We start from the raw sequence: 18906 nt of genomic DNA, 5'->3' as shown, positions 1-18906 counted from the left end.
GACCTGATTTCTACACCGCGTAATCAGCGCAGGGTGCCGTTGGTCATGCCGACCGGCTCCTCGGGCACGGCGATCAGCCCCAGCTCGGCCCGCGCGGCCACCAGCGGGTGGTGCGGCACGACCCGGACGGTGTAGCCGAAGGCGCCGGTGCGGCCGAGCGGGACCACCCCGGTGAAGTGGGCGCGGCCGTCGTCGTCGACCCCGGCCGCGGTCAGCTCGGCGTACTCGGGATGGATCAGCTCGTCGTGCGGGCCGACCCTGCCGTAGGCGGCCTCCACCAGCACGTCGCCGGGCTCCAGGTCGCCGAGCGTGATCGTGGCCCGCAGCTCCAGCGAGGCCCCGACCTCCGGCGTGTCTCCGACGCCCGACGCCTCCACGTGCTCGACGCGCACGCCCGGCCACTCCTTGGTGACCTTGAGCCGCCAGTCGGCGAACGCCCGCGCGGGAGCGTACCCGTCGGCCGACAGCGCCCGCGCGGCCCTGGCGGCGGGCGTGTAGAGGCCCACCACGTAGTCGCGGAGCATCCGCCCGGCGAGCACCTTGGGCCCGAGCGAGGTCAGGGTGTGCTTGACCATCTCCATCCAGCGGCGGGGCAGCCCGTCGGCGGCCCGGTCGTAGAAGCGGTCGGCCACCTCGTGCTCGATCAGGTCGTAGAGCGCGGTGGCCTCCAGCTCGTCACGCCGGTCGGGGTCGGTCACCCCGTCGGCCGTGGGGATGGCCCAGCCGTTGGTGCCGTCGTACCACTCGTCCCACCAGCCGTCGCGGATGGACAGGTTGAGTCCGCCGTTGAGCGCCGACTTCATGCCGGACGTGCCGGAAGCCTCCAGCGGGCGCAGCGGGTTGTTGAGCCACACGTCGCAGCCCTGCACCAGCAGCTGGGCCAGGGCCATGTCGTAGTCGGGCAGGAAGACGATGCGATGGCGGACGTCGGCGCGGTCGGCGAACTTGACGATCTGCTGGATGAGCTTCTTGCCGCCCTCGTCGGCCGGGTGGGCCTTGCCCGCGATCAGGATCTGCACCGGCTTGTCGGGGTGGAGCAGCAGCTCGCTCAGCCGCTCGGGGTCGCTGAGCATGAGCGTGAGCCGCTTGTAGGACGGCACCCGCCGGGCGAACCCGATCGTCAGCACCTCGGGGTCGAGCACGTCGTCGATCCAGCCCAGCTCGGCCGGCGAGGCGCCGCGGTCGAGCCACGACTGGCGCAGCCGCGCCCGCGCGCCCTCGACCAGGCGGCCGCGGAGCTCGCGCCTGATCTCCCAGATCTCCGCGTCGGAGATCTTCTGCACGCCCTCCCAGCCGCGCGCCCGCTCCAGCAGCGACGGCAGCTCGCGGCCGGCCAGCTCCATGAACTCGCGGCCGACCCAGGTAGGCGCGTGGACGCCGTTGGTGATCGAGCCGATCGGCACCTCGTCGACGTCGAAGCCGGGCCACAGGTCCTTGAACATGTCCCGGCTGACCTCGCCGTGCAGCTCGGACACGCCGTTGACGCGCTGGGCCAGCCGCATGCCCATGACGGCCATGTTGAACCGGCCTGGATCGGCCTCGGCGCCGAGTTCGAGAATGCGCTCGACGGGCACGGTCGGCCAGGCGTTGCCGCCGCCGAACTGGCGGGCGATCATGTCGACGGGGAACCGGTCGATGCCCGCGGGCACCGGGGTGTGGGTGGTGAACACCGTCCCGGCCCGCACCGCCTCCAGCGCCTCGTCGAAGGAGAGCCTGGACTCGGTCAGCTCGCGGATGCGCTCCAGGCCGAGGAAGCCCGCGTGGCCCTCGTTGGTGTGGAACACCTCGGGGTCGGGGTTGCCGGTGATGCGGCAGAAGGCCCGGATGGCGCGCACCCCGCCCACGCCGAGCAGGAGCTCCTGCATCAGCCGGTGGTCGGTGCCGCCGCCGTAGAGCCGGTCGGTGACGTCGCGGGCGGCGCTGTCGTTCTCGGCCACGTCGGAGTCGAGCAGCAGCAGCGGGACCCGCCCGACCTGCGCCATCCAGACCTGGGCGTGCAGCACCCGGTCGTCGGGCAGCGAGATGCGGACCTTGACCGGCGCGCCGCCGGGCTCCTTGAGCAGGCTCAGCGGCAGGCCCCCGGCGTCGAGCGACGGGTAGTGCTCCAGCTGCCAGCCCTCGGGCGAGAGCGACTGCGTGAAGTAGCCGTGGCGGTAGAGCAGGCCCACGGCCAGGATCGGCACGCCGAGGTCGCTGGCCGCCTTGAGGTGGTCGCCCGCCAGGATGCCGAGGCCGCCCGAGTACTGCGGCAGCGCGGCGGCGATGCCGTACTCGGGTGAGAAGTAGGCGATGGCCCGCGCGGCGTCGGGCAGCGTCTGGTACCACCGCGGCGCGGTCATGTACTCGCGCAGGTCGTCCGCGGCGTCGGCGAGCCGCCGGCGGAAGCGGCGGTCGGCGGCCAGTTCGGCCAGCCGGTCGGGCCCCACGGCGCCCAGCAGCGCGACCGGGTCGTGGCCGACCCGCTCCCAGAGGACGGGGTCGACCTCGGCGAAGAGATCCATCGTCTCTGGGTGCCATGACCAGCGCAGATTGTGGACGAGCTCGCCGAGTGCGGCCAGCTCCGCGGGCAGGACGGTCCGGACGGTGAACCGGCGGATAGCTCTCACAATGTGAACCCTACGGGCTAGGAGGAACGTCTGGTTCCTTCACCCCCAGTCCCGGCTTTCAAACCCCTTCCGAGATGAAGCATGAAGGGAGACTTTTGGGGCAACTTTCCCCCATGTCAGGTTCTCCCGGGGACACTCGGGAGTTCTATCCACCGCTGCCCGCAATTCACGTGCAAGGATCGATCCTGCCAGGAAAGCCTCCGGCGGTACCGAGTGCCGTCGCAAACCTTGAAATGCGATGATCGGACGAATTCCCATCACGGACATCTCCCCCGTCGTCGACTGCGGGCAGTGGCCCGCCAAGGCGGTCGCCGGCGAGACCTTCGAGGTCTCCGCGACCGTGTTCCGGGAGGGCCATGACGCCGTGGCCGCCGGAGTGGTTCTCACCGCGCCGGACGGGCAGCGGGGCAGGCTGAGACCGATGCGCGAGACCGCCCCCGGCACCGACCGGTGGGCCGTGGAGGTCTGCCTGCCGAGCGAGGGCGACTGGCTCTACCGCGTGGAGGCGTGGAGCGACCCCATCGCCAGCTGGCTGCACGACGCCGACATCAAGATCCCGCGCGGGCTCGACACCGATCTCATGTGCGAGGAGGGCGCGCGCCTGTTCGAGCGCGCGGCCAGGGCCGTGCGGCAGGCCGACTGCCCGGCTCCCGACGGCGCCAACGGCGAGAGCGCCTGCGGCCACCGGGCCGCGCTGCTCGGCGTCGCGGCGAGGCTGCGCGACGAGGACCTCGACCCGCGGGCCCGGCTGTCGATCGCGCAGCTGCCCGAGACGGCCTCGCTGCTGGCGGCCCACCCGCTGCGCGAGCTGGTCACCAGGTCCAGGCAGCAGAAGGTGCGGGTGTCCAGGCGGCGGGCGCTCTACGGCTCCTGGTACGAGTTCTTCCCGCGGTCGGAGGGGGCCGTGGTCAACGGCGTCGGCGCCTCCAAGTCCGGAAATTTCCAGACTGCGGCCAAGCGACTGCCCGCCATCGCCAAGATGGGCTTCGACGTCGTCTACCTGCCCCCGATCCACCCGATCGGCCACACCTTCCGCAAGGGACGCAACAACACGCTCAACCCCGAGCCCGACGACCCCGGTTCGCCGTGGGCGATCGGCTCGGAGGACGGCGGGCACGACGCCGTCCACCCCGACCTGGGCACCATCGACGACTTCGACGACTTCGTCGGCCGCACCCGCGAGCTGGGCATGGAGGTGGCGCTCGACTTCGCGCTGCAGTGCTCCCCCGACCATCCGTGGGTCAAGGAGCACCCGGAGTGGTTCACCGTCCGGGCCGACGGCACGATCGCGTACGCCGAGAACCCGCCCAAGAAGTATCAGGACATCTACCCGCTCAACTTCGACAAGGACCCCGAGGGCCTGTACGCGGAGATCAAGCGGGTGCTGCGCCACTGGATGGACCACGGCGTGCGGATCTTCCGGGTGGACAACCCGCACACCAAGCCGGTGGCGTTCTGGGAGCGCCTCATGGCCGACATCCACGCCACCGACCCTGACGTGCTGTTCCTGTCGGAGGCGTTCACCCGGCCGCCGATGCTGCACGCGCTGGGCAAGATCGGCTTCCACCAGTCGTACACGTACTACACCTGGAAGAACTCCAAGTGGGACGTCGAGGACTACCTGGCGGAGCTGTCCCACGCCACGTCCCACTTCCTGCGGCCCAACCTGTTCGTCAACACGCCGGACATCCTGCACGAGTACCTGCAGCACGGCGGGGTCCCGGCGTTCAAGATCAGGGCCGTGCTGGCGGCGACGGCCTCGCCGACGTGGGGGGTGTACTCGGGCTACGAACTCGCGGAGAACGTGCCGGTACGTCCCGGCAGCGAGGAGTATCTCGACAGCGAGAAGTACCAGTACCGGCCGCGTGACTGGGTGACCGCGGAGCGGGAGGGCCGCAGCCTGGCGCCCTTCATCACCCACCTGAATCTCTTCAGAAGGGCCCACCCGGCCCTGCAGGAATTGCGTAACCTACGGTTCCACCGGGTCGACCAGCCGGACATCATCTGCTTCTCCAAACGGCTGCCCGGCGCCTACGACGCGGCCACACGACGGCACGGACTGGGCGACGTCGTCATAGCGGTGATCAACCTCGATCCGCACCATACGCACGAGGCCACGGTAGACCTCGACCTGCCCGCCCTCGGGCTCGACTGGAACGCCGAGTTCGTGGTGGACGACGAGTTTTCTGGCGAGTCGTACCGTTGGAGACAGAACAACTACGTGCGTCTCGACCCTCACATCCAGCCGGCCCACCTTCTCACCGTACGAGCGTCGCCACGGTAGAGCTGAATTCAGCGGGGAGTCTTCAACAGTGTGTGCAAGCGCCTCCCTCATGAGCACCCGAGAGGAGAGCTCATGAGCTCCACACCCATTCCCAACACCTTCGACGACGAGAAACCACGCGACCCCTACTGGTACCGGCGTGCCGTCTTCTACGAGGTGCTGATCAGAGGGTTCGCCGACTCCAACGGCGACGGCACGGGCGACATCCGCGGCCTCATCGGCAAACTCGACTACCTGCAGTGGCTCGGCGTCGACTGCCTCTGGCTGCTCCCGCTGTACGAGTCACCGCTGCGCGACGGCGGCTACGACATCGCCGACTTCATGAAGATCCTCCCGGAGTTCGGTGACCTCGGCGACTTCGTACGGCTGGTCGAAGAGGCGCACAAGCGCGGCATGCGGGTCATCGCCGACCTGGTGATGAACCACACCAGCGACGCCCACCCGTGGTTCCAGGCGTCCCGCCACGACCCGGAGGGGCCGTTCGGCGACTTCTACGTCTGGTCCGACACCGACACGCGCTACCCCGACGCCCGCATCATCTTCATCGACACCGAGACGTCCAACTGGACGTATGACCAGGTGCGCGGGCAGTACTACTGGCACCGGTTCTTCCATCACCAGCCGGACCTCAACTACGAGAACCCCGCGGTGCAGGACGCGATGCTGGAGGTGCTGCGCTTCTGGCTCGACCTGGGCATCGACGGGTTCCGGCTGGACGCGGTGCCGTACCTCTTCGAGGAGGAGGGCACCAACTGCGAGAACCTCCCGAAGACGCACGAATACCTCAAGCGGGTGCGGGCCGAGGTCGACAGGCTCTACCCGGACCGGGTGCTGCTGGCCGAGGCCAACCAGTGGCCTTCGGACGTGGTGGAGTATTTCGGCGACCCGGTGGGCGGCGGGGACGAATGCCACATGGCTTTCCATTTCCCGCTGATGCCCCGCATTTTCATGGCGGTCCGCCGGGAGTCCCGTTACCCCATTTCCGAAATTTTGGCACAAACGCCGAAAATTCCGGAAAACTGCCAGTGGGGAATCTTCCTCCGCAACCACGACGAGCTGACCCTCGAAATGGTCACGGACGAAGAACGCGACTATATGTATACCGAATACGCCAAAGACCCCCGTATGCGGGCGAACGTCGGCATCCGCCGCCGGCTGGCGCCCCTGCTGGAGAACGACCGCAACCAGATCGAGCTGTTCACCGCCCTGCTGCTCTCGCTGCCCGGCTCGCCGGTGCTCTACTACGGCGACGAGATCGGCATGGGCGACAACATCTGGCTCGGCGACCGCGACGGCGTCCGCACCCCCATGCAGTGGGACCCGGACCGCAACGCGGGCTTCTCCGACTGCGACCCCGGCCGCCTCTACCTGCCGGTGATCATGGACCCGATCTACGGCTACCAGGGGCTCAACGTCGAGGCCCAGCAGAAGAACGCCGGCTCGCTGCTCCACTGGACCCGCCGGATGATCGAGATCCGCAAGCGCCACCCGGTGTTCGGGCTCGGCGAGTTCATCGAGCTCAACTCCTCCAACCCGAGCGTGCTGGCGTTCGTCCGCGAGCTGGGCGACGACCGCATGCTCTGCGTGAACAACCTGTCCCGCTTCCCGCAGCCGGTGGAGCTGGACCTGCGCAGGTTCGTCGGCGTCTCGCCCGTGGAGACCATGGGTGGCGTGCCGTTTCCACCGATTGGCGAACTTCCGTATCTTTTGACGCTCCCTGGGCATGGGTTCTACTGGTTCACTTTGCCGCCGGCCCACACCCAGGAGGAGTAGGACGTGCTGGAGGAGCTCCTTGCCGCATGGATCGCACGCCAACGCTGGTTCGGCGGCAAGGGGCGCCCGATCGACTCGCTGTCGATCGACTCCGACGTCGTCATCGAGGCGGGCGACCCGAGCCTGCGCCACCTGATCGTGTCGGTGTGGCAGGAGGGGTCCCGCGAGCGCTACCAGCTCCTGCTCGGCCTGCGCAGGGAGCTTCCCGACACCCTCACCCACGCCTTCATCGGGCCGTACGCGGCGGACGACGGGGAATGCGTGGTGTACGACGCCGTCCACGACCACGAGCTGACCCGCTGGATCCTGGAGTCGATGGCGGCCGGCTCGGGCCGGGCGGGCGTGCGGTTCCACCACCTGCCCGGCGTCGAGATCGACACCACCCAGCGCAGCCTGGTGCTGGGGGCCGAGCAGTCCAACACCTCGCTGGTGTTCGGCGAGGAGTACATCTGCAAGCTCTTCCGCCGGCTCGTCCCCGGCGTCAACCCGGAGCTGGAGATCGTCACCGCGCTCGCGATCAGGCAGGCGCCGCACATCGCGCAGCCGTACGGGTGGATCGAGACCGACCTCGACGAGACCCCGACCACGCTGGCGATCATGCAGGAGTTCCTGTCGAACTCCACCGACGGCTGGGACCTGGCGCTCACCAGCGTGCGCGACCTCTACAACTCGCTGCCCGGCCTCCCCGCCGCGGAGGCGGGCGGCGACTTCGCCGCAGAGGCGGGCCGGCTCGGCGCGGCCACCGCCCGCGTCCACCACGAGCTGCGCGAGGCGTTCGGCACGGAGGTGATGGAGCCGCACGAGATCAAGCGGATGGCCGAGGACTTCAGGCGGCAGCTCGGCCGCGCCGTGGGCGAGGTCCCCGAGCTGCGCGAGCACGTGCCCGCCCTGGAGCTCGCCTACCACCGGGCCGAGGAGCTGACCACCGAGGTGCGCGTCCAGCGGGTGCACGGCGACTACCACCTGGGCCAGGTCATGCGCACCACCACCGACTGGGTGGTGCTCGACTTCGAGGGCGAGCCCGGCCAGCCGCTGGCCGAGCGCCGCGCGCTCTCCTCGCCGCTGCGCGACGTGGCCGGCATGCTGCGCTCGTTCGACTACGCGGCCAGGCACCTGCTGGCGGACCACTCCGAGGCGGCCCGCCTGGAGCCGATGGCCGAGGAGTGGGCCAAGCGCAACAGGGCCGCGTTCCTTGAGGGCTACGCCGAGGGCGGCGGCGTCATCACCCCCGCCGACACGGCGCTGCTGCGCGCGTTCGAACTGTCGAAGGCGGTCTACGAGGTCGTGTACGAGGCCCGCAACCGCCCCACCTGGGTGTCGATCCCCTTGGCCGCCTTCCGCTAGACGGCCGGGCTCTCGAAGGGCGACACCGGAGCGGCGGGGCGCCGCGCCTCCTGCGCGTTGCTGATCCGCAGGACCACCAGGGCCGCCGGCACCGCCGCCACCAGCATCAGCGCGCAGCTCAGCACGTCGAACCTGGCCGCCGACGCCATGGACTCCAGCTCTTCGGCGTTGAAGAACAGCCGCCCGGCCACGAGCGCCACCCAGTTGCCGATCAGCCAGAGCGCCCACCAGAGCGTGACCAGCCCCGAGCGCGGCCAAGGATCGTTCTCGTCCCGATGGCTGGCGCGGTTGTCAGGCCGTTCAGGCGGCCTTGTACTCGGGGTAGCCGTAGCCGGCCACGTGGGACACGGGCCGGATGCGCTCCTCGACCTTGCCGTTGCCGGTGTTGCCCTCGATCGTGGTGATCGTGCCGTCGCCGTTGTCCTTCTTCACCAGGCCGACGTGGTCGACGGCGCTGATGTTCTTGCTGCCGCCCCAGTCGAAGAAGACGACGCTGCCGGGCTTGGCCTCGCTGCCCCAGCGGTTGTTGTCCTTGAACCACTGGGCGTGGGTGACGGTGTAGGCGTCCCAGCCGATCGTGGAGCGGGCGCCGGCCTGCTCGCCGACCCAGGACACGAACATCGCGCACCAGGGGGCGTTGGCGTACAGCGCGGGCGTGCCGCCGCCGTCACGGGCCAGGGTCTCGGCCGCGCGCGGGGAGGACATGTACCACTGGTGGAACTTGGTGCCGCCGCCGGCGGCGTCCTCGGTGACGCCGATCTGCGACTCGGCGACCTGCAGGACGGTGCTCGCGCTGACGGCGGTGGCCTGGCCGGCGCTGCTGTGCTGCTGGGCGACCGGGTGGGGCTGGGAGGGGGAGGCGGCGGCCGCGGTGGCGGCGGCGGAGGTGCCGGCGAAGGCGGCGCCGAGTGCCAGGGTGGCGCCCAGGGCCAGGCGGGAGGTGGACGGGATGCGATCGAAGATGTGCTTGACCATGCTCGGGGATTGCTCCTTGCTTCCATGCCGCCTACCGGGTTAGCTGTCGGGTTCGGGCGTGGAAGTGCCCTACGGTGCGCCCTTGGTGAAGAGCGACCGATTCACCCCAGAGAAAGGTGGGTCCCCGGTTCCGCCAGAGGGCGGATTCGGCGGCCGCGCCGTGTTCCCGCATGTGCGCGGGTGGGCGCGGTCTCGGCAATTCATCGGCAACGCGCGGGGGCTTACCTAAAAGCGCTGCTCAAGCGCGTGCCATCGATGGGTCCGAAGGTAATCGTCGCGCAAGGGAAAGGGCAAGCGCGGGACGGACCCCGACGACGGGATCCCCTATGACATGGGGGATCCCGCACGAATTCTTTACCTTCGATCCGGTTACGAACCGTCGGGCGAGGAGCCGAGCCGGGGGACGTGGCGCAGGGCGGTGGCCGCCAGGATCGCCGCGGCGAGCAGGACGACCGAGGCGGCCGCCGCCGTGACCGTGAGGCTCGTGGTGAAGGCGGCCCTGGCCGCCTCCGCGAGCGTGGCGGCGACGGAGGCGGGCTGAGCGGACGCGACGGCCATGGCGCCGCCCAGGGTGTCGCGGGCCGCTGCCGCCGCCTCCGCGGGGACTTCCTCCGGTACGCGCAGGCGGGCCTGGTAGACGGCGGCGGCGATGCTCCCGAAGACGGCCAGCCCGGCCGCGCCGCCGAACTCCTGGGCGGTCTCCGACAGCGCCGCCGCCGAGCCGGAGCGCTCCGGCGGCGCCGCGCCGACCACGATGTCGATGCCCAGCACGAGCAGCGGCGAGCCGCCCAGGAAGAACAGCGTCTGCCCGGTCACCAGCGCGGCGAGCCCCGACGTGCCTGCCATCGTGAGGAGCAGGACCCCTGCCGCGCCGAGCACCAGTCCCCCGGCCGCGAGGACCGCGGGCCGGACCCGCCGCGCCAGCGCCGGGGTCGCCACGAACCCGAAGATGATCGCCACCGCGTTGGGCAGCGTCCACAGCCCGGCCTCCAGCGGCGACAGGCCGAGCACGAGTTGCAGGTACTGCGCCGTCAGCAGGCCGATCCCCGGCCCCACCAGGATGACCAGCATCAGCGTGCCCAGCGCCCCGGAGAAGCGCCGCTCGGCGAACAGCCGCAGGTCGAGCAGGGGTTCGGCCAGCCCGCGCTGCCTTCGTACGAAGACCACCGCCAGCGCCGTCCCGGCTACCAGGGAGAGCGGCGCGACGGCGCCCGCCCCGCCGGCGGCCAGCTCCTTCACCCCGTAGGTGACCGCGAGCGCGGCCGCGACCGACAGCACCACGCTGGGCGCGTCGATCCGGCCCACGGCGGGCGAGCGGTACTCGGGCAGCAGCAGCGGCCCCGCCACCAGCAGCACGGCCATCACCGGCACCCCGAGCAGGAACGCCGCCCCCCACCAGAAGGTCTCCAGCAGTGACCCGCCGAGCAGCGGCCCGATCACCATGCCGCCGGTGAAGCCGACCATCCACAGGCTGATCGCGGTCGTCCGCTGGGCGGGGTCGTGGAACATGGTGCGGATCAGCGACAGTGTCGAGGGCATGAGCGTCGCGCCCGCCACGCCCAGCGCGGCGCGGGCGGCGATGAGCACTTCGGCGCTCGGCGCGTACGCGGCCGCGGCGGAGGCGAGCGCGAAGGCCGCGGCCCCGATCAGCAGCAGCCGCCTGCGCCCGATCCGGTCGCCCAGCGTGCCCATGGGGATGAGGAACCCGGCGATCAGGAACCCGTAGATGTCGTTGATCCACAGCAGCTGCGCCCCGGTGGGCCGGAGGTCCTCACTCAGCGCGGGCACGGCCAGGTGCAGCACGGTCACGTCTATCGAGAGCAGCAGGGTCGGCAGGATGAGGACGGCCAGGCCGATCCACTCCCGCTTGCCCGCACGCTGTTGTATGTCCATGCATGGAACGCTAAAAACCCAACCACGCTTGAGGTCAATCCCCGATAAACCCAAGATTCCGCACTTTCGGTGATTGTCGGGGTGAATGCGGGCAGTGCCACAGATGGACGGTCGCCATAGGGCAGTGTTGGGAGCATGCCGATGAGGACAGAGCTCGACCGCCTCGCGGGCGGGGCGCACCATGATCCGCATTCCGTGCTGGGCGCCCACCCAGGAGCGGGTGGGGTGACCTTCCGAGCGCTGCGCCCGCTCGCCGAACGGGTCCGCGTGGTGCTGGACGACGGCACCGCGCACGACATGAAGCACGTGGCCCACGGCGTGTTCGAGACCACGGTCCCCGGTCTGGACAAGGTTCCCTCGTACACCTTGAGCGTGCGCTATCCCGGCGGTGAGGCGCACGAGACGCGCGACCCGTACCGGCACTGGCCCACGCTGGGCGAGGTCGACCTGCACCTGATCGGCGAGGGGCGGCACGAGCGGCTGTGGGAGGTGCTCGGCGCCCGCGTGATGGAACACCAGGACACGCCGGGCACGGCGTTCGCCGTCTGGGCGCCCAACGCCCGCGGCATCCGGGTGATCGGCGACTTCAACCACTGGGACGGCACCGCCTACCCGATGCGCTCGCTGGGCCGCTCGGGGGTGTGGGAGCTGTTCGTCCCCGGCCTCGGCGCGGGCGAACGTTACAAGTACCAGGTGCTGGGCGCCGACGGCGTGTGGCGCGACAAGGCCGACCCGATGGCGCGCAGGACCGAGCTGCCCCCGCAGACCGCCTCGGTCGTCGAGCAGTCCGACTACGTCTGGGCCGACGAGGAGTGGATGGCGGGGCGGCGCGACGAGCAGCCGCGCAACGGGCCGATGAGCATCTACGAGGTCCACCTGGGCTCGTGGCGGCCCGGCCTGTCCTATCTGGAGCTGGCCGACCAGCTCTCCGAGTACGTGGCCGACCTGGGCTTCACGCACGTGGAGCTGCTGCCGGTGGCCGAGCACCCGTTCGGCGGGTCGTGGGGCTACCAGGTGACCTCCTACTACGCGCCGACGGCCCGCTTCGGCACCCCCGACGAGTTCCGCGCGTTCGTCGACCGGATGCACGCCAAGGGCATCGGGGTGGTGCTCGACTGGGTGCCGGCGCACTTCCCGATGGACGACTGGGCGCTGGCCCGCTTCGACGGCACCCCGCTCTACGAGCACGCCGACCCGGCCAGGGGCGAGCACCCCGACTGGGGCACGTACGTGTTCGACTTCGGGCGCCGCGAGGTGCGCAACTTCCTGGTCGCCAACGCGCTCTACTGGCTCAAGGAGTTCCACATCGACGGCCTGCGGGTGGACGCGGTGGCCTCGATGCTCTACCTCGACTACTCCCGGCGGGAGGGCGAGTGGACCCCCAACGTCTACGGCGGCCGGGAGAACCTCGACGCGGTCGAGTTCCTCAAGGAGATGAACTCGGTCTGCTACCGGGAGGCGCCCGGCATCGCGACCGTGGCCGAGGAGTCGACCGCCTGGCCCGGGGTGTCGCGGCCGGTGCACCTGGGCGGGCTCGGCTTCGGGTTCAAGTGGAACATGGGCTGGATGCACGACACGCTGGAGTATCTCCGGCACGAGCCGATCTTCCGGCAGTACCACCACCATCAGATGACGTTCTCGCTCATCTACGCCTACTCGGAGAACTACGTCCTGCCGCTCTCCCATGACGAGGTGGTGCACGGCAAGGGCTCGCTGATGGGCAAGATGCCCGGCGACGAGTGGCAGCGCTTCGCCCAGTTGCGCGCGCTGCTGGCGTTCATGTGGGCGCATCCGGGCAAGCAGCTGCTGTTCATGGGCGGCGAGTTCGGCCAGGGCTCGGAGTGGTCGGAGGAGCGCGGGCTCGACTGGTGGGTGCTGGAGTTCGACGGCCACCAGGGCGTGCAGAGGCTGGTACGCGACCTCAACCGGTTCTACAAGGACACCCCGGCGCTGTGGGAGCAGGACACCAGGCCCGAGGGTTTCCGGTGGATCGACGCCGACGACGCGCCGGGCAACACATTCTCGTTCCTGCGGTACGCGAAGGACGGGTCCGCGGTGGCGTGCGTGGTCAACTTCAGCGGCGCGGCGCACGAGAACTACCGGCTCGGTCTCCCGTACGGGGGGCGCTGGGCGGAGGCGGTCAACACCGACGCCTACGAGTACTGGGGCAGCGGCGTGGGCAACATGGGCGAGGTGGAGGCGGTCGACGAGCCGTGGCACGGGCTGCGCTACTCGACGACGTTGCGGGTGCCGCCGATGGGCGCGGTCTGGCTGACCTCTCCGCCTTCCTGACTGGTGCCTGAAAGTCTGGTGAGAAAGGAGCGGCAGGGCCTGTCCGGTCCTGACAAATCACCTTAAACTCCGAGATCATGTCTCCTCGGAGGAAGCCGGTGCGACTTCGCCCCCTGATCGCTGCCGCGATCATGCTGGCGCTGCTCCCCGCGGCGCCGGCGTTCGCCGACGATTTAACGCCGACGCTGCCCACACCGACCCCAACCCCCGCCGCCACGAGCGCCGAAGAGAAGGTCGAGGAGGGCTTAGCCGTCGACGGCGGCAGCGTGCGCGCCATCGTCGAGCTGACCGACCCCGCCCAGCACGCCCCGATGGCGGCCAGGGCCGCCGAGGGCAGCGTCGAGGTGCTGCTGCAGCCTCAGGCCCAGCCGTTCATGGTGGTCGAGGGCACGGCCGAGGAGCTGGCCGCGCTCGCCGAGGACCCCCGGGTGACGTCCATCCACCGCGACCGCGCCTACCCGCCCGCGCTGGCCTCCAGCATCGCGCAGATCGGGGCCGACCAGGCGCACGCCGCCGGTCACACCGGGGCCGGACAGAACATCGCGATCCTGGACACCGGCGTCGACCTCGACCACCCGTTCCTGAGCGGCCGGGTGGTGGCCGAGGCCTGCTTCTCCGCCGTGGACGCGGGCGTCGAGTCGCTCTGCCCCAACGGCCAGACCAGCCAGGTGGGCGCCGGCTCGGCCGACGCCACCACGGCCAAGTGCCTGCTGGACGGGACGAACCTGTGCGACCACGGCACCCACGTGGCCGGCATCGCCGCGGGCACCGGCGGCGTCGCGCCCGGCGCGGGGATCGTCGCGGTGCAGGTGTTCAGCCGGGTCAACGACGAGGACCTGTGCGGCGCGGCCGCCTGCCTGCTGGCGTACGAGTCGTCGCTGCGGCTGGCCCTGGACCACGTGGCCTCGCTCACCGAGCCCATCGCGGCGGTGAACCTGAGCCTGGGCGGCATGCCGTACGAGACGAGCTGCGACGACAGCGAGGAGGCGCAGGTCTTCAAGCCGAAGATCGACGCGCTGCTCGCCAAGGGCGTCGCGACCGTGGTCGCGGCCGGCAACGAGTACTTCGAGGGCGCCACGTTCCCCGCCTGCATCAGCTCCGCGGTGGCCGTCGGGGCGAACGACGACGGCGACGCCATCGCCGACTTCTCCAACCGGGGTGCGCTGCTCGACCTGTTCGCGCCCGGCGTGGACATCGAGTCGTCGGTGCCTGACGACCAGATGACCACCTACAGCGGCACCTCGATGGCCACCCCGCACGTGGCGGGCGCGCTGGCGCTGCTGAAGGCGCAGTCGCCGGACACGCCGATGCCGGACCTGATCGCCAAGCTCGTGTCGACCGGCAGGCCGTACGTCTACCAGGTCGACGGCGCCGAGGTGCGCACGCCGCGGCTGGACGTGGCGGCGGCGGTGACGGGCGGCACGCCGCAGCCGGAGATCAGCCAGAGCCCGCCGGCCGCCCCCGACCCGGCCGATCCAGGCCCGGGGGACCCGGACCCGGCCGACCCGGACCCGAGCCCTCAGCCCGACCCGACGGGCAGCGGCCCGACCCCCGAGCCGGAGCAGCCGTCCGACGACCCGACGCCGGTGCCGCTGCCGACGGTCACCGTCACGGTCACGATCACCGTCACGCCGACCCCGGCCGCCAAGGCCGCGCCGGTCTGCACCAGGGGCACCGCGGCCAAGCGGCTGACCGCCAAGCAGTGGGCCAAGGAGATCCACCGCGGCAGCGGCACGATGAGCGACGAGACCCTCACCTGCTATCTGAAGCTGGTGGGCAAGGCCAGCAAGGTCTTCCCCGAGCTGACCAAGGCCTCGTCGCTGGGCAAGGCGTACCGGGTGATCAAGAACACCAAGACCGCCAAGCGCAGGCTGGACAGCGCGCTGCTCACCGGCTGGCTCAACTGGGCGCACGGCGTGAACGGCACCAAGACCCTCAAATCCTCAGAGAAGGTGCGGCTGGCCAAGAAGCCCACGAATGCCGCGCTCAAGAAAGCTGCCACCAAGGTGATCAAATCCCGGTAAAAGGCTAGAAAACCGAGGCGTCACGGACGACACGACCGGGGAGCTATCCGCCGTGTCGTCCGCTTGACGTCTCGGAGGAAACCCGTGGGATCTCGCTCTGTGCTCGCCTGCGCGGTCGCGCTGACGACGATCGTGGGCACGGCGCCCGCGGGGAACGCCGGCACTCCTGTCAGCGACGGTCCCACCGTCGGCAACGGCCTGGTCGAGCAGATCAGGTCCGAGAAGAAGGTCCGCTCCATCGTCGAGCTGCGGCCCGGCCAGCCGGTGGGCAAGGTCGCCACGGACGTCGAGCGGGCCTCGGCCGGCGCCAAGGTGCTGGAGTCGTCCGCCTCGGCGGGCTTCCTGGTCGCCGAGGTCGACGCCGCCACCCTCGCCGAGCTGCGCAGGGACCCCCGGGTCCAGGCCGTGTACGCGGACCGGCCGAGCGTGCCCTTTCTGGCCGACAGCACCCGCGTGATCGGCTCTGACCGGGCCAACGCGGCGGGCTGGACGGGCCGCGGCGCCACCGTCGCCGTCCTGGACCTGGGCATCGACGGCGACCATCCCTTCCTGGCCGGCCGCATCGTGGACCAGGCCTGCTTCTCCACCACCGACGCGAGCACCGGGTCCGTCTCCCTGTGCCCGAGCGGCGAGGACACCCAGACCGGGCCGGGCGCGGCGGACACAGCGATCCCGCGCTGCATGTCGCGCGGCGTCAACCAGTGCGGCCACGGGACCCACGTGGCCGGCATCGCCGCGGGCCGGAACGCGCCCGGCGCCCCCGGCAACGGGGTCGCCCCCGACGCGGCGGTCCTGCCCATCCAGGTCTTCAGCCGGGTCGACACCGCCACGGGCTGCGGCGGGGTCGGCGCCCAGGCCCCCTGCTTCGTCACCTACACCTCCGACCAGAAGCTGGCGCTGGACTACGTCACCCGCGTGGCCAGGACGTACAACGTGGCCTCGGTGAACATGAGCTTCGGCGGCAGCGGCCCCTTCCAGGCGCACTGCGACGCCGACCCGGAGGCGTCGGCGCTCAAGGGCCAGTTCGACACGCTGCTGAACCTGGGCGTCGCGCCCGTGGTGGCGGCCGGCAACGGGAGCGCGCGCGACGGCGTCGCCTCGCCCGCGTGCATCTCCAGCGCGGTCACGGTGGGCGCCACCGACGACGCCGACGCGGTCGCCGTCTTCTCCAACCGGGGCGCGCTGCTCGACCTGTTCGCGCCGGGCGTGACGATCGAGTCCTCGGTGCCGGACGACACGTACGCGTCGATGAGCGGCACGTCGATGTCCGCGCCGCACGTGGCGGGGGCGTTCGCGGTGATGAAGCAGGCGTTTCCGGCGCTCGACGCGGCGCAGATCCTGCGGCGGCTCCAGGAGACCGGCCGGTCCGTCGTCTACAGCGCCTCCTCCCGGAGCGTCGGCACGCCGCGCATCGACCTGGGCCGCGCGACCTCGGCCGTCACGCAGGGCTGAGCCGCCCCACTTGGCAGGAGTTGGACACACGCGCCCGACTTCTGCCGCTTAGGGTGGCTCTATGGACCCAGGCAAGGCGATCTTCGAAACCGTCGAGAAGCTCCGGCAGCGGCGCACCGCTCCGCTCGTACTTGAACTCGACCTCACCGAGGGGCTCACCCAGGGGCCGCCCTCGGACCCGCTGGCCGCGCTGCTGTCCATGCGCAAGCCCCGCCTTTCCGACGTGCTGGCCGGGCTCAAGCGGGCCCGGCAGGACTCCCGGGTCAAGGCGCTGATCGTGAAGATCGGCGGCAATCCGATCGGGCTGGCGACCGTCCAGGAGCTGCGCCAGGCCGTCGTCGAGTTCCGCGCCTCCGGCAAGCAGACCGTGGCCTTCGCCGAGACGTTCGGCGAGTTCGGCGCCGGCACGATCCCGTACTTCCTGGCCAGCGCCTTCGACCGGGTCTACCTGCAGCCCAGCGGCGACGTGGGGCTCACCGGCGTGGTCCTGGAGCAGCGCTTCCTCAAGAACGCGCTGGGCAAGCTCGGCGTCGACTACGAGATCGGCCAGCGCCACGAGTACAAGACCGCGGCCAACACCTTCACCCAGGACCACATGACCGAGCCGCACCGCGAGTCGATGGCCCGGATCGTCGAGTCCATCACCGAGCAGATCGTGGCCGGCATCGCCGACGGCCGCCGGCTCGACCCCGGCAAGGTGCGCGAGCTGATCGACCGCGGCCCGTTCATCGGCGCCGAGGCGGTGGACGCCGGGCTGGTCGACGGCCTGGCCTACCGGGACGAGGTGTACGGCGAGGTCAAGCGCGCCGCCGGCGAGGACTCCCTGCTGCAGTACGTGTCCCGCTACCACCGGGCGTCGGCCGTCAAGAAGCTGCCGCATCCGACCGCCGACGGCATCGCGCTCGTCCACGGCGACGGCGCGATCCGCACCGGCCGCAGCGGCCGCAGCCCGCTCGGCGGGGGCGGCGCGATGGGCTCCGACACGATCAGCGCCGCGCTGCGCGCCGCCCGCCGCGACGAGCACGTCAAGGCCGTGGTGTTCCGCGTCGACAGCCCGGGCGGCTCGTACGTGGCCTCCGACACGGTGTGGCGTGAGGTGGTGCTGACGCGCAAGGTCAAGCCCGTGATCGTGTCGATGGGCGACGTGGCGGCCTCCGGCGGCTACTTCGTCTCGATGGCCGCCGACGTGATCGTGGCCCAGCCGGGCACGCTCACCGGCTCGATCGGCGTGCTCGGCGGCAAGCCGGTGCTGTCGGAGCTGCTGGAGAAGCTCGGCGTGGACACCGACCACGTCGCCCAGGGCGCGAACGCGGGCATGTTCTCCACCTCGCGCGGCTTCTCGCCGGAGCAGTGGGAGCGGGTCAACGCCTGGCTCGACAGGATCTACGACGACTTCGTGGGCAAGGTGGCCGAGGCCCGTGACCTGAGCCGCGAGCGCGCCCACGAGCTGGCCCGCGGCCGGGTCTGGACGGGCGCCGACGCGCGGGCGGGCGGCCTGGTCGACGAGCTGGGCGGGCTGGAGGACGCGCTGCAGCTCGCCAGGAAGCGCGTCGGCCTCGCCGAGGACGCCCCGGTCCGGGTCTATCCCAGGCTCAACCCGCTGGAGCGCCTGCGCGGCCCCGAGTCCAGCGACGACAAGGCCGCGGCCCTGGCCAGGGTGCGCCTGGACTCCTGGGGCCCGCTGGCCAGGCTCTCCGCCGAGCTCGGCCTCCCGGCGACCGGTCCGCTCGCGCTCCCCGCCTGGTACACGATCCGCTAGGCGCCGACCGCGCGGTAGCGGCCGCGCAGGCGGATGAGAGGCCGCAGGCCCGGGGCCACGTAGTCGACGGCCAGGACCCGGGCCACGAACAGCGTGTGGTCGCCCGCCGGCACCACCCGCGTGGTCTCCGCCTCCAGCGCGGCGACGCCGCCGTCCAGGACGATCGCGTCCGAGTGCGGGCCGCGATGGTGCGGGACGCCCGCCACCAGGTGGCGGGCGCTCGGCCGGCCCGCCGCCGCGAACCGGCTGGCCATCGCCGCCTGGCCTGACGACAGCAGGGAGCACGCCCACCGGTCCTGGCGCAGCAGCACCTCGTTGACGTAGCCCCCGCTGCCCAGGCTGACGAGCATCAGCGGCGGGTCCAGCGACACCGACATCAGCGTGGAGACGGTGACGCCCACGTCGTCGCGCCCGTCGCGCACGGTGACGACCGACACGCCCGCCGCGAGCTGCGCCATGGCGTCGGTGAACTCGCTCACCGCCCGGCCCCCCGGATCCGGGCGG

11 protein-coding genes, 1 pseudogene and 1 riboswitch are annotated in these 18906 nt (G+C 71.1%); of the genes and pseudogenes, 7 read left to right on the top strand and 5 right to left on the bottom strand.

Annotated elements, in window-relative coordinates:
• Positions 1–23 precede the first annotated feature (23 nt).
• Positions 24–2606: an alpha-glucan family phosphorylase gene (gene glgP / locus ACZ6YG_RS16705; protein WP_466018505.1), complete on the bottom strand. Its 2583-nt coding sequence runs from the start codon at positions 2604–2606 to the stop codon at positions 24–26.
• A 238-nt stretch (positions 2607–2844) separates the two neighbouring features.
• Here glgP and ACZ6YG_RS16700 point away from each other — a divergent pair, with 238 nt between their 5' ends.
• From ACZ6YG_RS16700 to ACZ6YG_RS16690, 3 genes are all read left to right on the top strand, one after another.
• On the top strand, positions 2845–4890 hold the full coding sequence (locus ACZ6YG_RS16700) for an alpha-1,4-glucan--maltose-1-phosphate maltosyltransferase (RefSeq protein WP_219548324.1): 2046 nt from the start codon (positions 2845–2847) through the stop codon (positions 4888–4890).
• A gap of 72 nt (positions 4891–4962) precedes the next feature.
• Complete coding sequence (gene treS, locus ACZ6YG_RS16695) at positions 4963–6663, top strand: maltose alpha-D-glucosyltransferase (RefSeq protein WP_148029430.1); 1701 nt, start codon at positions 4963–4965, stop codon at positions 6661–6663.
• 3 nt (positions 6664–6666) lie between these two features.
• A complete protein-coding gene (locus ACZ6YG_RS16690) occupies positions 6667–8007 on the top strand; it encodes a maltokinase N-terminal cap-like domain-containing protein (RefSeq protein WP_466018504.1) in 1341 nt (446 codons plus the stop codon).
• Here ACZ6YG_RS16690 and ACZ6YG_RS16685 read toward each other — a convergent pair.
• The 3 genes and pseudogenes from ACZ6YG_RS16685 to ACZ6YG_RS16675 form a co-directional block, all read right to left on the bottom strand.
• Positions 8004–8279 (bottom strand): annotated as a pseudogene (locus ACZ6YG_RS16685) (DUF4328 domain-containing protein); the annotation flags it as partial. The gene ACZ6YG_RS16690 and the pseudogene ACZ6YG_RS16685 sit on opposite strands and share 4 nt — an antisense overlap.
• 28 nt (positions 8280–8307) lie before the next feature.
• Positions 8308–8982, bottom strand: a complete 675-nt coding sequence (locus ACZ6YG_RS16680) for a CHAP domain-containing protein (RefSeq protein WP_466018503.1) — start codon at positions 8980–8982, stop codon at positions 8308–8310.
• 13 nt (positions 8983–8995) lie between these two features.
• Positions 8996–9144, bottom strand: a riboswitch (cyclic di-AMP (ydaO/yuaA leader).
• A 207-nt stretch (positions 9145–9351) separates the two neighbouring features.
• Positions 9352–10875: an MFS transporter gene (locus ACZ6YG_RS16675; protein WP_271277193.1), complete on the bottom strand. Its 1524-nt coding sequence runs from the start codon at positions 10873–10875 to the stop codon at positions 9352–9354.
• A gap of 141 nt (positions 10876–11016) precedes the next feature.
• On the opposite strand from ACZ6YG_RS16675, the gene glgB reads away from it, so the two are divergent.
• The 4 genes from glgB (at position 11017) to sppA (ending at position 18402) form a co-directional block, all read left to right on the top strand.
• Positions 11017–13167, top strand: coding sequence for a 1,4-alpha-glucan branching protein GlgB (gene glgB, locus ACZ6YG_RS16670; protein WP_466018502.1), 2151 nt, complete (start codon positions 11017–11019; stop codon positions 13165–13167).
• Positions 13168–13265: 98 nt separating this feature from the next.
• The gene (locus ACZ6YG_RS16665) at positions 13266–15191 is read left to right on the top strand and encodes a S8 family peptidase (RefSeq protein WP_466018501.1); all 1926 of its coding nucleotides are present in this window, start codon (positions 13266–13268) and stop codon (positions 15189–15191) included.
• A gap of 84 nt (positions 15192–15275) precedes the next feature.
• The gene (locus ACZ6YG_RS16660; protein WP_466018500.1) at positions 15276–16643 is read left to right on the top strand and encodes a S8 family peptidase; all 1368 of its coding nucleotides are present in this window, start codon (positions 15276–15278) and stop codon (positions 16641–16643) included.
• Between the two features lie 61 nt (positions 16644–16704).
• Positions 16705–18402: a signal peptide peptidase SppA gene (gene sppA / locus ACZ6YG_RS16655; protein ID WP_466018499.1), complete on the top strand. Its 1698-nt coding sequence runs from the start codon at positions 16705–16707 to the stop codon at positions 18400–18402.
• Here sppA and ACZ6YG_RS16650 read toward each other — a convergent pair.
• Entirely contained in the window at positions 18399–18881 is a 483-nt protein-coding gene (locus tag ACZ6YG_RS16650; RefSeq protein WP_261808325.1) for a flavin reductase family protein, read from the bottom strand. The genes sppA and ACZ6YG_RS16650 overlap by 4 nt on opposite strands.
• Positions 18882–18906 lie beyond the last annotated feature (25 nt).

It is taken from the genome of Nonomuraea sp. NPDC054003 (assembly GCF_055585125.1).
Note: the sequence above shows the minus strand (reverse complement) of the source record. Positions and strands in the feature narration are given on the sequence as shown.